This is a genomic window from Lentzea jiangxiensis (genome assembly GCF_900104175.1).
GTDB lineage: Bacteria > Actinomycetota > Actinomycetes > Mycobacteriales > Pseudonocardiaceae > Lentzea > Lentzea jiangxiensis.
Genome location: NZ_FNIX01000002.1, coordinates 345,624 through 358,473 on the forward strand (window position 1 = coordinate 345,624; position 12,850 = coordinate 358,473).

At 71.5% G+C, this 12,850-nt stretch carries 15 protein-coding genes; 8 read left to right on the top strand and 7 right to left on the bottom strand.

Going from position 1 to position 12,850, the window contains the following annotated elements:
• Positions 1–49: 49 nt before the first annotated feature.
• Positions 50–844: an SDR family oxidoreductase gene (locus BLQ91_RS09275; protein WP_090096325.1), complete on the bottom strand. Its 795-nt coding sequence runs from the start codon at positions 842–844 to the stop codon at positions 50–52.
• Positions 841–2,025, bottom strand: a complete 1,185-nt coding sequence (locus BLQ91_RS09280; protein WP_090096326.1) for a cytochrome P450 — start codon at positions 2,023–2,025, stop codon at positions 841–843. Before BLQ91_RS09280 ends, BLQ91_RS09275 begins: the two co-directional genes overlap by 4 nt.
• Before the next feature lie 81 nt (positions 2,026–2,106).
• Here BLQ91_RS09280 and BLQ91_RS09285 point away from each other — a divergent pair, with 81 nt between their 5' ends.
• The 3 genes from BLQ91_RS09285 to BLQ91_RS09295 are packed head-to-tail and all read left to right on the top strand — an operon-like array spanning position 2,107 to position 3,666.
• Complete coding sequence (locus BLQ91_RS09285) at positions 2,107–2,433, top strand: plasmid stabilization protein (protein WP_090096720.1); 327 nt, start codon at positions 2,107–2,109, stop codon at positions 2,431–2,433.
• Positions 2,433–3,095, top strand: a complete 663-nt coding sequence (locus BLQ91_RS09290; RefSeq protein WP_143022569.1) for a hypothetical protein — start codon at positions 2,433–2,435, stop codon at positions 3,093–3,095. The genes BLQ91_RS09285 and BLQ91_RS09290 overlap by 1 nt, the downstream gene beginning before the upstream one ends.
• 16 nt (positions 3,096–3,111) lie before the next feature.
• The gene (locus BLQ91_RS09295) at positions 3,112–3,666 is read left to right on the top strand and encodes a hemerythrin domain-containing protein (protein WP_090096328.1); all 555 of its coding nucleotides are present in this window, start codon (positions 3,112–3,114) and stop codon (positions 3,664–3,666) included.
• Here the strand turns inward: BLQ91_RS09295 and BLQ91_RS09300 are convergent.
• Positions 3,663–4,385, bottom strand: coding sequence for a TauD/TfdA family dioxygenase (locus BLQ91_RS09300; RefSeq protein ID WP_218130200.1), 723 nt, complete (start codon positions 4,383–4,385; stop codon positions 3,663–3,665). The two genes, BLQ91_RS09295 and BLQ91_RS09300, sit on opposite strands and share 4 nt — an antisense overlap.
• On the bottom strand, positions 4,382–5,560 hold the full coding sequence (locus BLQ91_RS09305) for an MFS transporter (protein WP_090096721.1): 1,179 nt from the start codon (positions 5,558–5,560) through the stop codon (positions 4,382–4,384). Before BLQ91_RS09305 ends, BLQ91_RS09300 begins: the two co-directional genes overlap by 4 nt.
• Positions 5,561–5,675: 115 nt before the next feature.
• Between BLQ91_RS09305 and BLQ91_RS09310 the strand changes: the two genes are divergently transcribed.
• The 5 genes from BLQ91_RS09310 to BLQ91_RS09330 are packed head-to-tail and all read left to right on the top strand — an operon-like array spanning position 5,676 to position 10,375.
• The gene (locus BLQ91_RS09310) at positions 5,676–6,656 is read left to right on the top strand and encodes a helical backbone metal receptor (RefSeq protein WP_090096329.1); all 981 of its coding nucleotides are present in this window, start codon (positions 5,676–5,678) and stop codon (positions 6,654–6,656) included.
• Positions 6,649–7,716: a FecCD family ABC transporter permease gene (locus tag BLQ91_RS09315; protein ID WP_245733298.1), complete on the top strand. Its 1,068-nt coding sequence runs from the start codon at positions 6,649–6,651 to the stop codon at positions 7,714–7,716. Before BLQ91_RS09310 ends, BLQ91_RS09315 begins: the two co-directional genes overlap by 8 nt.
• On the top strand, positions 7,713–8,483 hold the full coding sequence (locus BLQ91_RS09320; protein WP_090096330.1) for an ABC transporter ATP-binding protein: 771 nt from the start codon (positions 7,713–7,715) through the stop codon (positions 8,481–8,483). Before BLQ91_RS09315 ends, BLQ91_RS09320 begins: the two co-directional genes overlap by 4 nt.
• Positions 8,484–8,531: 48 nt before the next feature.
• On the top strand, positions 8,532–9,332 hold the full coding sequence (locus BLQ91_RS09325; protein ID WP_090096331.1) for a Rossmann-like domain-containing protein: 801 nt from the start codon (positions 8,532–8,534) through the stop codon (positions 9,330–9,332).
• Between the two features lie 8 nt (positions 9,333–9,340).
• Positions 9,341–10,375: a pyridoxal-phosphate dependent enzyme gene (locus BLQ91_RS09330; RefSeq protein ID WP_090096332.1), complete on the top strand. Its 1,035-nt coding sequence runs from the start codon at positions 9,341–9,343 to the stop codon at positions 10,373–10,375.
• Here BLQ91_RS09330 and BLQ91_RS09335 read toward each other — a convergent pair.
• From BLQ91_RS09335 to BLQ91_RS09345, 3 genes are all read right to left on the bottom strand, one after another.
• On the bottom strand, positions 10,372–10,557 hold the full coding sequence (locus tag BLQ91_RS09335; protein WP_143022570.1) for a DUF3040 domain-containing protein: 186 nt from the start codon (positions 10,555–10,557) through the stop codon (positions 10,372–10,374). The two genes, BLQ91_RS09330 and BLQ91_RS09335, sit on opposite strands and share 4 nt — an antisense overlap.
• 481 nt (positions 10,558–11,038) lie before the next feature.
• Positions 11,039–11,434, bottom strand: a complete 396-nt coding sequence (gene tsaA, locus BLQ91_RS09340; RefSeq protein WP_090096334.1) for a tRNA (N6-threonylcarbamoyladenosine(37)-N6)-methyltransferase TrmO — start codon at positions 11,432–11,434, stop codon at positions 11,039–11,041.
• On the bottom strand, positions 11,434–12,831 hold the full coding sequence (locus tag BLQ91_RS09345; RefSeq protein WP_245733300.1) for a protein adenylyltransferase SelO: 1,398 nt from the start codon (positions 12,829–12,831) through the stop codon (positions 11,434–11,436). Before BLQ91_RS09345 ends, tsaA begins: the two co-directional genes overlap by 1 nt.
• Positions 12,832–12,850: the final 19 nt, after the last annotated feature.

Consider the following 12,850-nt stretch of genomic DNA (forward strand, 5'->3'; position numbering starts at 1 on the left):
ACTGATCGGGGGCGACCTTTTGAAGGTCAGCTCAGCGCCACCGCACGCATCAGGGCTGCCTCCACTTCCCGTCGGTCATCAGCTGGCTCGCCTGCGGGCCCATCAGGGACATGCCGCCGTCCACGACGAGCGACGCCCCGGTCACGTAGCTCGCGGCCGGGGTGGCGAGGAACGCCACGACCGCGGCGACCTCGTGCGCGCTGCCCGGCCTGCCGAGCGGCACGCCCGGACGGGACTCGGTGTGCGGGTCCACGTCCTCCTGCCCGGTCATCGGCGTCGAGATCTCACCCGGCGCCACGGAGTTGACCGTGATGCCGTGCTCGGACAGTTCGAGCGCGAGCACCTCGGTCAGCGCGCCGAGCCCCGCCTTCGCGGCGCAGTACGGCGCGGCACCCACCCGCGGCAGGTGCTCGTGGACCGAGGTGATGTTGATGATCCGGCCGCCGCGCCCCGCGGCGATCATGTGCTTGGCGGCGCGCTGGCAGCACAGGAACGCGCCGTCGAGGTCGACGGAGAGCACCTCGCGCCACTTGTCGAACGACATGTCCACGACCTTCTCGCTGCTGCCGGTGCCGGCGCAGTTCACCAGGACGTCGACGCCACCCAGTTCCCCGGCGAGCTCGTCGACGACGGCCGCCGCCGCGGGCAGGTCCGTGAGGTCGAGCTGCCGCACGGCGCACCGGGCACCGGCCTCGCGCACCTCGTCCGCTGTTCTCGTGGCTCCGTCGGCGTCGCGGTGGTAGGTGATGCCGACGTCGAGGCCGCCCCGTGCCAGCGCGACGGCGATGGCCTTGCCGATGCCGGAGTCGGCTCCGGTCACCACGGCGTGCAGAGGTGTGTTCATGCGACGCGAGTACCCGTCGGCGTGGTCCGCAAGCGGATCGCGAAGTGGTTCAGCGTGGCGGGCAGCGGGGCGGTGAGCGCCGGGAACGACAGGTGCTCGCCGAGCGTGTCGAGCACCGCGGCGCCGGTGGCCAGCACCAGGTCGCGGCCGGGGCACACGCCGGGTCCACCGCTGAACGGCACGATCGCCGGGTCGAGAGGCCGGTCCCAGATCTCCGGCGCGTACCGGTCGGCGTGCGGCAGCCGGTCCGGGTCGCGGTGGAAGAACGGCGTGAACACCACGAACAGGGTGTCCTCCGGCAGCCACGTGCCGTGCCAGCGGGTGGCGATCGTGCTCTCCCGCAGGATGACGGGCGTCGTCGGCCACAGCCGCGCCGACTCGAGGATGCCGTGCGTCCCGCGTGCCCCGATGGCCAGCGCTCGCATCGTGACGATCCCGGCGGCGTCGAACGCGAACAGCCAGTGGGGGACCTGGCCGGAGAGGTCACCCGGCTGGGCGGCCAGGCTGCCCTTCTCGGCGCGGGCGAGGTGGTCGTCGAGCCTGCGCTGGAAGCGTTCGCGCAGGCCGCGCTGCTTCGGGTGCAGGAACGCCCAGTTGGCGTTCTGGCGGAGTGCCAGCAGGTCGTCGGTGAGCTGGTCGTCACCACGCGCACCGTCACCGAGGACGATCCTGCGCACGATCCGCCACCACGTCTGGGAAAAGGCGTCCCAGGTGAGCTCACCCGTGCTCATCACGTGGCGGGTGAGCAGGTCGGCCTCGTCACGCACGATCGCCTCGACCGGCACGTTCTCCGGCCGCAGCGCCCGTTCGTTGATCTCACGCAGCCGCTCCCTCTCCGCGCCTTCCGAGATGAGCACGCCGTGCGGCTGGAAATGCTGGAGCGCGGCCTTCTTCTCCTTGGTGGCCAACGCGAACGGCTCGGGTGACTCGTCGAGCAACCGGTGAACGTCCGTCGGGTCGACGAGGACCGCGATGCTGCGGCCGGTGACCCGCAGCCGGATCGGTTCCGGTCCGTAGCGGTCGCGGAGCTTGCGCATGGTCTCGACGGCGCGCTGGTCGGACTGGAGCTTCCCGGCCGCCGCCATGACACCCGGCCTGCGGACGATGACGCCTTTGGCGAGGGTCGGCAGCAGCACCGTCGCCAGCACACGCGCGGTGTCGAGTCGTGAGGAAATCGCCATGTCCGGGGTTACCCGGTGACCCAGGTGTGAACCGCACCGGCCGGGGGTACTCGCGGGCCAGCACCGAGCAAGGAGGTCGTGATGCCCGCGGGATCGAACGCGAAACGCGAACGCCAGTACCAGCACATCAAGGACTCCGCTGAAGACCGCGGCGCGTCGCCCAAGCGCGCGAAGGAGATCGCCGCACGCACGGTGAACAAGAACCGCGCCCAGGCCGGGGAGTCCAGAACCGCCAGCAGGTCGTCCACCCAGGACACGTCGCCGCAGAAGCGCGGTGGTCAGCGGTCGGGCACGAACCGGCCGAAGGGCCTCACCAAGGAGCAGCTCTACGACGAGGCCAAGAAGAAGAACGTCCAGGGCCGCTCCACCATGACGAAGAAGGAGCTGGCGAGCGCGCTGGGTCGCTGATGTCTGATGTGGACAAGTCCTCGATCCTGACGATCCTCACCACCGAGCACTACACGTTGCAGATGGTGCGCACCGCGACGATCACCGACGCGGCCAGCCGGGCGGGACACCTGCTCACCACGATCTCCGCGTCGATGATCGCGATGGGGTTCGTGGCCCAGCTGGTGCCGCCGGAGGTGCTGCTGGTCATGATGCTGGTCATCTCCACCGGACTGTTCCTGATCGGGCTCGCGACCCTGTTCAGGACGGTGGAGCTCACCATCGAGGACGTGCAGGCGGGTCTGGGGATCAACCGGATCCGGCACGTCTACGGCGATCTCGAACCCTCCACCAGAGACGTTTTCGTGCGGCAGATGCACGACGACACGACCAGCGTGCAGCTCGACGCCGGTCAGACCGGCTGGCGCAACGCCAGGCGGCCGCGGCTCATCGGCACCGCACTGGGCGTGTCCGGCCTGGTGAACCTCGTGAACGGACTGCTCGCCGGCGTCATCGCCGGTGCCGCCGCGGGGCTACTCGACGCGGGCCTGACCTGGTCCATCGCGATCGGTGCCGTTGCCTGTGCGGCCGTCATCAGCGGCTTCGGCATCGCGCTCGGACGCATCGGACGGCGCGGCGTCGCGCCCATCACCACGCGCTATCCGAGGAACAACCCGAACTGAAGGGGAAACCACCACCATGCAGTACGACGTCGTCGACCTGATCATGCAGGACCACCGCGAGGTGGAGCGCCTGTTCGACGAGCTGAAGAACCACCCGGAGAAGCGACCCCTGCTGACCCCGGTGCTCTGCGGTCTGCTGGTCGCCCACAGCCGGGCCGAGGAGGCCGAGGTCTACCCGGTCGCCAAGGACGCCGGCGGCGAGGACGAGGTCGAGCACAGCCAGGAGGAGCACGCCGAGGCCGAGCAGTTGCTCGCCAAGCTCCTCGACACCGCCTACGACTCGCCGCAGTACGAAAAGGCGCTGCAGGAGGTCGTCGACTCCATCACCCACCACGTGGAGGAAGAGGAGAAGACGGTGCTCCCGGGCATGCGCCAGCGCCTGAGCGCGGAACGCCGCCACGAGCTCGGCGAGGCGTTCGCGCGCAGCCGCGCCGACCACCTCGGTGAGCTGCCCGGCCAGGCCACGCGCGAGGAACTGCTCCTGCAGGCCAAGAACATGGGCCTGGACGGCGCGTCGAGCATGACCAAGGAGCAGCTGCGCCGCGAGCTGCAGAAGGCGGCGTCCTCCTAGGCGTCGTCCGTCCGCACCGTCTGGATGTGCACGATCCGGGCGCCGGTGTGCGCCTCCCGGCCGTGCCAGCAGCGGTAGTTGTCGAGGGCCAGCACGTCGCCCTCGTCGAGCTCGATCCTCGGCAGCTCCCGCTGGACCCGCTCGACCTCGGTGTCGAAGCGGGCGAGCATCTCCTCGACGTGGTCGGCCTCGGGGTCGCGGTGCAGGGCCGTGACCCCGTCCGAGCGCCGGGTGATGCGCCTGCCCGTGCGGGTGTACTCGATGTGGCAACCTACCCGCGGTGTCGCGGGTAGGCCGCGCGTCTGCGCCCAGCGTCCGTAGAGGTCGACGTCCTTGCCCCGCAGGAACTCCCTGAGCTCCGCGTCCAGCGAGTCCGTGAACTCGTGCGCGTCGAGCACGAACGACTGACCTCCGCACGGCGCCCGCGACGCGAGCAGCACCAGGACGTGGTCCTCGTCGGGATGCCTGCGCCGCACCGGTTTCCCGCCGACGTCCACCACCACGTCGAAGCTGTCCGCATGCAGACCCACCACCCCGCCGTCCACGGACCGGCGCGTGCGGTGGGGGAAGAGCTCGCGCAACGCCGTGCCGAACAGCAGCGCGGCGGCCGCCGGCAGCGAGCCGGGGGAGTTCGGCAGCCCGGTCAGGACCACCGCGCCGTTCTCCGCCAACGCGGTGCGAGCGGCGGGGTCGGGGACCGGGACGCGGGGGACGATCACCGGCGCGGCCCGAAGTCGCGGGACGACGGCACGAGCGCCGCCAGGGCGGGTGCGGCGAAGCAGATCACCGCGCAGACCGCGAGCACCGCCGGGGCACCGAACTCGGAGATGGCCGGGGCGATGAGCGCGAGGCCGACCGGCGCGAGGCCGTACGACATCAGGAAGTCCAAAGAGGACACCCGAGCGAGCTTCGAGGGCTCCACCTCGCGCTGGGTCGCGGTGAACCACGGCACGTTGAACAGCTCGATGCCGATGCCGGCGACGACGTAGGCGGCGATCACGACGAACGGGTGCACCGGCAGCAGCAGGCTCAGCGGCGCGAACCCGTACAGCGCCAGGCCGGACAGCGCGGTCCACCCGGCGTGGCGCGGCCGCCAGCGGGCGATCAGCAGCGCCCCGGCCAGTGCGCCGAGGGTGTAGGCGGTCATCGCCCCGGCGAGCACGGCCTCGGTGTCGTAGCGGTCGCGGCTGACCAGCGGCAGCACCACACCGGTCGCCGAGTAGCCGGTTGCGATCACGGCGGTGAGCGCGCCCAGGCCCGCCAGGAACCACGGGTGGCGCCGCGCCTCCCGCACGCCCTCCCAGAAGTCGGCCACGAACCCGTTGCCGCTGCCCGGTGCGGTGAGCCCGGTGCCGGCGGGCGGGACCAGCGCGGCCACGAGCCACAGCGCGCCGATGCCGAGCAGCAGCACCTGGGTGTTCACGAACAGCGCCAGCAACGCCGTGAGGCCCGGTGCCACCAACGTGGTCACGCGCACCGACAACGTCATCGCGGCGTTGGCCTGCTGGCGCTGGTCGCCTTCGACGACCTCGGCGGTCAGCGCCTGGAACGCCGGGCGGCACGCACCCTGTCCCGCACCCATCGCCGCCGCCGCGAGAGCCGCCACCACGAGCGAATTGCCCACGAACGCGGCCAGCACGGGGGCGGCGACGGCGGACGTCAGACCCGACCACAGCACGACCTGGCGGCGCGCGTAGCGGTCGGCGAGCACACCGCTGACCGGCACGGCGGCGAGGAAGCCCACCGTGCGCGCGGCCAGCAGCACGCCCAGCTCCACGGCGGTGATGGAGCGGGAGAGCACCGCGAGACCCAGCACGAACGGCAGCGCCCAGGTCGCGATGCCGGACGCCGTGGTCGCGGTCCAGAGGCGGAGAAAAGTGGTGCTGCGCAGCACCGACGGGCTGCGCACTGTGTCGTGGACCACGTGTTCGACCTCTCGGCAGGGTTGCAATGAAAATGATTGTCGTTACAGTAGCGCAAGCCGTTCGAGTGAATCTCTGGAGGATCTGATGTCACACCCGAGCCGGTTCGGCCCGGTGTTGTTGGTCGCGGTGCTCGCCGCGGGCTGCGCCACCCCAGGAGGTGCCGAGGTACCGGCGGCGCAGTCGGTGGTGGTCGAGAGCTGCGGCAAGCGGCTGTCGTTCGCCGGCACTCCGCAGCGGGTGGTGACGCTGGACCAGAACTCGACGGAAACCCTGCTGGCGCTGGGACTTCAGGACAAGATCGCCGGCACGGCGAACCTGAAGACCAAGGTCGCGCCCAGGTTCGCCGAGGCCTACGCCAAGATCCCCGTCCTCTCGCCCAAGGTCCTCACCTCGGAACCGTTGCGGGCGGCCAACCCCGACCTCGTGGTGGCGTCGTTCAAGGAGCTCTTCACCGCCGACCGCGCCGGCACGCGCGACGAGCTGGAGTCCCTGGGCGTGCCGACGTTCGTGAGCGCGGTGAACTGCTCCGACGGCGCGACCGCGCCGTTCGAGCGGCTGTTCCGCGACTACGAGAACTTCGGCAAGATCTTCGGCATCCAGGACCGGGCGAACCAGCTCGCCGCCGAGCAGCGCGCCGCCGTCGCCGAGGTGCAGGCCGTCAAGCGGGAACCGGTGAAGGTCGTCTGGGTCTACTCGGTGTTCAAGGGCGTCCCGTACGTGGCGGGCAGGGACGGCATGGCCAGCCAGATGAGCAAGATCGCCGGTGCGGTCAACGTCTTCGACGACCTCAACCAGGAGTGGCCGGAGGCGTCCTGGGAGGAGATCGCGCGCCGCGACCCCGACGTCGTCGTGATCGGCGACCTGTCCGAGCGCGGCAACCCCGGTGACAAGGCGAACGAGAAGCTCGCGATGATGCGTGAACACCCGGCCGTGTCGCAGCTCAAGGCCGTGCGGGAGAACAAGGTCATCGAACTGCCCGGCATCGAGATGGACCCGTCGGTCCGCACGGTCGACGCGCTCAAGGCGTTGGGCGCGGGACTCGACAAGATCGCCGGCCGTGGCTGACGCCGCCGTCCTCGATCAGGACCCGGTCGTCGCCCCGGCCCCGAAATCCCTGCACGGCAGGAAGAACACGTTCGTCGTCGTCCTGAGCCTGGTCGTCCTCGTCGTGTCGCTGGTGCTCGCCGTGCGCATCGGCGTGGGGGCGGGCTGGGCGGAGATCGGTCGTGCCGCGGGCAGCCGCCTCGGGCTCGCCGTGGTGCCGCTGCCGCGCCTGCTGGACTCGTTGATCTGGGACCTGAGACTGCCCCGGGTGCTGCTCGCGGCACTCGTCGGCGCGGCTCTGGCGGTCTGCGGCGCGGTGCTGCAGAGCGTCACGCGCAACTCGCTCGCCGACCCCTACCTCCTCGGGGTGTCCTCCGGTGCCTCGACGGGCGCGGTGGTCGTCGTGGTGCTCGGGTTCGCCGGGTCGCAGCTCGGCATCACCGGTGGTGCGCTCATCGGCGCGCTCGTGTCGTTCGGGCTGCTGATGGTGCTGTTGCGCCGCACCGGCCTCGACTCCTCGCGGATCGTGCTGACCGGTGTGGTCGTGGGGCAGCTGTTCGCGGCGCTCACGTCGTTGATCCTGCTCTCGTCCGGTGACGCCGACAGCATCCGCGCGGTCACCAACTGGCTGCTGGGCTCGCTGGCCTCGGCGCGTTGGACGTCCGTGGCGGTGTGCGCGGTGGTCCTCGGTGTGGGGCTGCTCGTGGTGTGGCTGTGCTCGGCCGCGCTGGACGGGTTCGCGTTCGGCACCGACACGGCGTCCTCGCTCGGCGTCGACGTCCGCGCCACCAGGGCCGTGCTGCTGGTGACCACCTCGGTGCTGACCGCGGTGGCGGTGGCCGCCGTGGGTGCGGTCGGGTTCGTCGGGCTGATCATCCCTCACGGCGTCCGGTTCCTCGTGGGTCCGTTGCACCGCAAGCTGCTGCCGATGTCGGCGGTGGTCGGCGCGGTGTTCCTGGTCTGGACGGACGCGCTGACCCGCGTCGTGTTCTCGCCGCTGGAGGTGCCGGTGGGCGTGTTCACCGCGCTGATCGGCGTGCCGCTGTTCCTGCTGGTGCTGCGCAAGCGGGGTGAGCTGTGAGGATCGAGGTCCGCGACCTCAGCTGGGGCGTGCCGGGCAAGACCATCGTGCACGACGTGAGCCTGGTGGTGGAGCCGGGGGAGACCGTCGGGTTGATCGGACCGAACGGCTCCGGCAAGTCGTCGCTGCTTCGGTGCGTCGCCGGGCTGCGCACCCCGACCGGCGGAACCGTGCTCTACGACGGCGCGGAGATCGGGGCGTGGTCCGCCCGCGACCGCGCGCGCAAGCTGGCGTTCGTCGAGCAGACGGCGGACACCGAGAGCGACCTGCGGGTGGCCGAGGTGGTCATGCTCGGCCGCACGTGCCACCGGTCGCGCTGGCGCGGCCCGGACGCCTCCGACCACGAGATCGTCGCCGCCGCGCTGGCGCGACTCGACCTGACCGGGCTGGCGGACCGCCCGTGGAAGCAGCTCTCCGGGGGTGAGCGGCAGCGCACGCACCTCGCGCGGGCGCTGGCGCAACGCACGTCCGGGCTGCTGCTCGACGAGCCGACCAACCACCTGGACGTCCGCCACCAGCTCGAGCTCATGGAGCTGGCGGGCAGCACACCGCAGACCGTCGTGGTGGCGCTGCACGACCTCGCACTGGCCGCCCGGTACTGCGACCGGCTGGTCCTGATGCACGGCGGCGCGGTCGTCGCGGACGGCCCGGCGACCGAGGTGCTGACGGCCCCGCTGCTGCGCGAGGTGTTCGACGTGGAAGCCGAGATCGGCCGCGACGGCCTGGGCCACCTGGCCGTGGGCTACCGCGAGCCGGTTCGCCGATGAGCCCCGGGATTCGCGCCGCGATCCGGAACGACCAGACGAGGGTGAGCTATGTCCACTGTGGATGAACTGACGACAGAGGTGCTGGAGGGGAAGCACGGTCCCGACCCCCGGGAGATCCCGGCGACGAGCGTGTTCTGGGTCCACCACGGCACCAGGCTGGCGGGCGGCGACACGACCTACCGCAACCAGTACGTGCTGGCGCGCATCGGAACCGCGTTCGGCGCGTGCGCGTTCGCGGAGGGCGACGCCGATCCCGCGGTCTGCGCGAACTACTCGGGCGCCCCGGTGGCCGAGCTGCTGACCGAGGCGCCCGCCCCGGTCCGGGTGGCGGCGCTCGACGCCTACCTCGGCAGCGTCCGTCCACATCGGACCTCCGACGCCGAGCGGGTCGTGCTGCCGGTGGGAACGCCGGAGGAGCGGGCGCGAGCCCGGGACGCCGCCGTGGCCGGGTTGCTGGACGTGCCGGTGGGCGCCAAGGTCGCGTTGATCGGCGTGGTGAACCCGCTCGTGGCGGCGATCCGCGACCGCGGGGCCGAGTGCCTGCCCTGCGACCTCTCGCTGCGCGCGACGCAGTGGGGCGACCCGGTGACCCCGGACATGCGCGACGTCCTCGGTGTCGCGGACGCCGTCGTCGCCACCGGCATGACGATCGGCAACGGCACCTTCGACGAGATCCTGCGCACCTGCCGCGAACGCGACGTCCCGCTCGTCGTCTACGCGCAGACCGCGAGCGCCGTCGCCCGCCACTTCCTCGGGCAGGGGGTCACCGCGGTGTCCGCGGAACCGTTCCCGTTCTCCCAGTTCAGCGCCGACGAGACCGCTCTGTACCGCTACCGAGTCCGGACGTGAGAGAAGACGTGGACCACCACATCGCAGACGCCCTCAGCCGCCCCGCCCTGGTTCGCCTCGACTCCCGCACCCTCTGCCTGCGCTTCGAGACCATGAAGGTCGCGTCCGCGCTCGAAGCCGTCCGGTTCCTCCTCGAACGCGGCACCATCGCGCACGGGGACACGCTGGTCGACAGCTCCAGCGGCATCTACGCGCACGCCCTGGCGCTGGCCTGCCACCGCTACGGCCTGCACTGCCACATCGTCGCCTCGACGACGGTCGACGCGACGCTGCGCACCCAGCTGGAGATCCTCGGCGCGACGGTGGAGCCGATGCCGCCGTCGGCGAGCCTGAAGCTCGACCAGAGCAGGCGGGTGGCACGGGTGCGCGAGATCCTGCGCGACCACCCGCGGCACCACTGGATGCGCCAGTACCACGACGACGTCCACTACCGCGGCTACCGGCCGATCGCCGACCTGGTCCGCGAGCACGCCGACTGCTCACGGCTGTCCGTCGTCGGCGGTGTCGGCACCGGGGCGTCGACCGGGGCGCTGACGAGCTTCCTGCGCGAGACCTCGCCGGAGGTGGAGCTGGTGGGTGTGCAGCCGTTCGACAGCGTCACGTTCGGCAGCGAGCACGTGCACGACCCGGAGATCATCATCGCCGGGATCGGCAGCTCGATCCCGTTCGGCAACGTCGACCACACGCTCTACGACACCGTGCACTGGTTCGGGTTCGACGCGGCGCTGAGCGGCAGCGTGGCGCTCCTGCGCGAGCACGCGATCTTCGCCGGCCTGTCGGCGGGAGCGGCGTACCTCGCGGCGCGGTGGGAGCAGCGCCTCGACCCGGACCGGCACGTGGTGGTGCTGGCACCGGACACCGGGCACCGCTACGTCGACGCGGCCTACTCCCGGCACGCGCAGGCCCCGTCGCCCGACGAGCTGGAGCCGCGTCAGATCAGCAGGCTCGCGGACATGGACCTGCCGTGGTCGCGGATGCGCTGGAACCGGGCCGACGCACCACCGAAGGCGGTGGCGAAGGCGGCGATCCCGGTGGCGTCCTAGAGCAGGAGCAGCGCCAGCGCGACGACCAGGACGCCCGCCAGGACGGACAGCAGCACGGCGGCGAACTGGCGCCGGCGCTGAGCCTCGGGGCCGTCGCCGAGCGCGCGGGCGAGGTCGGGATCGGAGGCGCGGAACCACCGCTCGATGTCGAGCAGCTGCTGCTGTTCCTGAGCACTGAGCACGTCCGCTCCCCAGGTCGGTCCGGCCTGACGACCGCGTGTACCCAGGGATTTCGGCGTTCAAACCACCGATGTGCGGTGCGTGGCGGATTTCTCCGCCACGCACCGCATTCGGCTTCTCAGAGGGGCCTCGGCTCCGGCGGCAGGGGATCCGGGTCGGGTCCCGGCGGCCGCAACGGGTCGGGATCGGGACCCGGTGGCTGGGGCTGGTCGGGTCCGGTCGGTCGTGGCTGGTCCGGGCCCGGCGTCGTCGGCACGGGCTCCGCTGGGGGTACTGGCTGGCTCATGTCCACTGGATACCCGCCTGCCAAACCCTTTCGCACCCGCTTCGAACCACTGGGAACGCGCCACCGAGCCGCCCGCGCTGATCGGCAATCCGTCGAGTCGCCCGTTCAGGACCGGCAGAACGGGGGCGGCGTGTCCCGTTCGCGCTGTACGACGGCTCGGTGGAGCCACTTCGTCCACGCCGGGGTGTCGCAGCAGGTCAGCGTTCCGCGCCCAGCACCGGCTTCACGTCCACGACCGGCGTGCCGTCGAGCGCCTCCAGGTGCGCCACCCGCACGCGCACGCCGTCGACGGCGACGATCCGCACGTGGTGCAGCCCGATCGGGTTCGGCCGGTCCGGTGAGCGGGTCGAGAACACCCCGGTCTCCGGCCGGTCGAGGTCGTCGCGCGGGTGCACGGCCAGCACCGACCTGTCGGCGCGGTCGAGCCACGTCAGCACCAGGACGTCCTGGCCGGGCGCGAGCTCCCGCATCGCCCGCTCGTACTCGGGTGCGAACACGAGCCAGGCCTCCGGCGCGCCCTCGTCGGCCTGCCGGGGCGCGGCGGAGCGGTCGGTGAGGGGCGACTCGACGTGGCCGATCGGTTGCAGCTTCATCAGGTCCCGCAGAAGGTCCGGTAGGTGGCGCTGAAGTCCTGCGGCGCCGGTGCGGCGAAGTGGTGCAGACCGGGGCGTTCCCCGTACGGCGAGGTCACCGCTTCGAGCAGGTTGTGCAGCGGAGCCAGGTCGCCGGCGGCGCCCGCAGCCAGCGCTTCCTCCACGAGGTGGTTGCGCGGGATGTAGACGGGGTTGACCCGGTCCATCTCCTCCGCGTCCGGACCCAGCTCGCGCCAGCGCGCGATCCAGGCGTCGATGCCCGCGAGGTCGAGGAACAGCGACCTGGCCGGTTCGGCGTCGCCCCGCGCGGCCTTGCCGAGCAGGTGGAAGAACGAGGTGTAGTCGACGTGGTTCTCTTGCATCAGCACGAGCAGGTCCTTGAGCAGCGGTTTCACCTCGCCGGACACGCCGAGCTTCCTCCGCGTGCCGCTGATCCAGGCCTCCTCGAACCGCGTGCTGAACGTGCCGAGCACCTCCATCGCCAGTTCGACGGCCTTGTCCTGGTCGTCGGCGAACAACGGCAGCAGCGCCTCGGCGAGACGGGCGAGGTTCCACTCGGCCACGATCGGCTGGTTGCCGAACGCATAGCGGCCGCGATGGTCGATCGAGCTGTACGTCGTCGACGTGTCGTAGGCCTCCATGAACGCGCACGGGCCGTAGTCAATCGTCTCGCCGGAGATCGTCATGTTGTCCGTGTTCATCACACCGTGGATGAAGCCGACGTGCATCCACCGGGCCACCAGGGACGCCTGCGCGGCGACGACGTGGTCGAACAGCTCCAGGTGGGTGCTGCCGGGGTAGTGGCGGGCGATCGCGAGGTCGGCGAGACGGCGCAGCAGGTCCACGTCGCCGGTGTTGCGGGCGTACTGGAAGCTGCCGACCCGCAGGTGCGACGAGGCGACCCGGGCCAGGACGGCGCCCGCCAGCGGTTCCTCGCGCTGCACGACCGCTCCGGTCGACACCACGGCGAGCGAACGGGTCGTGGGGATGCCCAGCGCGTGCATGGCCTCGCTGACGACGTACTCGCGCAGCATCGGGCCGACCGCCGCGAGCCCGTCGCCGCCGCGAGCGAACGGGGTGCGGCCGGAGCCCTTGAGGTGCAGGTCGCGCAGCCGGCCGTCGGCGCCGGTCAGCTCGCCCAGCAGCAGGGCGCGGCCGTCGCCGAGCCGGGGGGAGTAGCCCCCGAACTGGTGACCCGCGTAGGCCTGGGCGACCCCGCGGCCGCCGGCGAGGAACGGCAGGCCGTCACCCCGCAACCAGGCGGGATCGAGGCCCAGCTCCTCCGCGAGGGGCTCGTTGAGGAGGAGCAGTTCCGGTTCGGCGACCGGGACGGCCTCCCACGAGACCGCCATCTCCGGCACCGCTGTCGCGAAATCGCTGCTCAGGCTGATGTCCACGTCTTCCAAGGTACCCGGT

Excerpts from the sequence above, each read along its gene's own strand:
- BLQ91_RS09280 (WP_090096326.1), bottom strand. The coding sequence starts at position 2,025 with ATGGCGATTTCCTCACGACTCGACACCGCGCGTGTGCTGGCGACGGTG.
- BLQ91_RS09310 (WP_090096329.1), top strand. The coding sequence starts at position 5,676 with ATGTCACACCCGAGCCGGTTCGGCCCGGTGTTGTTGGTCGCGGTGCTC.
- BLQ91_RS09285 (WP_090096720.1), top strand. The coding sequence starts at position 2,107 with ATGCCCGCGGGATCGAACGCGAAACGCGAACGCCAGTACCAGCACATC.
- BLQ91_RS09295 (WP_090096328.1), top strand. The coding sequence starts at position 3,112 with ATGCAGTACGACGTCGTCGACCTGATCATGCAGGACCACCGCGAGGTG.
- BLQ91_RS09325 (WP_090096331.1), top strand. The coding sequence starts at position 8,532 with ATGTCCACTGTGGATGAACTGACGACAGAGGTGCTGGAGGGGAAGCAC.
- BLQ91_RS09275 (WP_090096325.1), bottom strand. The coding sequence starts at position 844 with ATGAACACACCTCTGCACGCCGTGGTGACCGGAGCCGACTCCGGCATC.
- tsaA (WP_090096334.1), bottom strand. The coding sequence starts at position 11,434 with ATGAAGCTGCAACCGATCGGCCACGTCGAGTCGCCCCTCACCGACCGC.
- BLQ91_RS09290 (WP_143022569.1), top strand. The coding sequence starts at position 2,433 with ATGTCTGATGTGGACAAGTCCTCGATCCTGACGATCCTCACCACCGAG.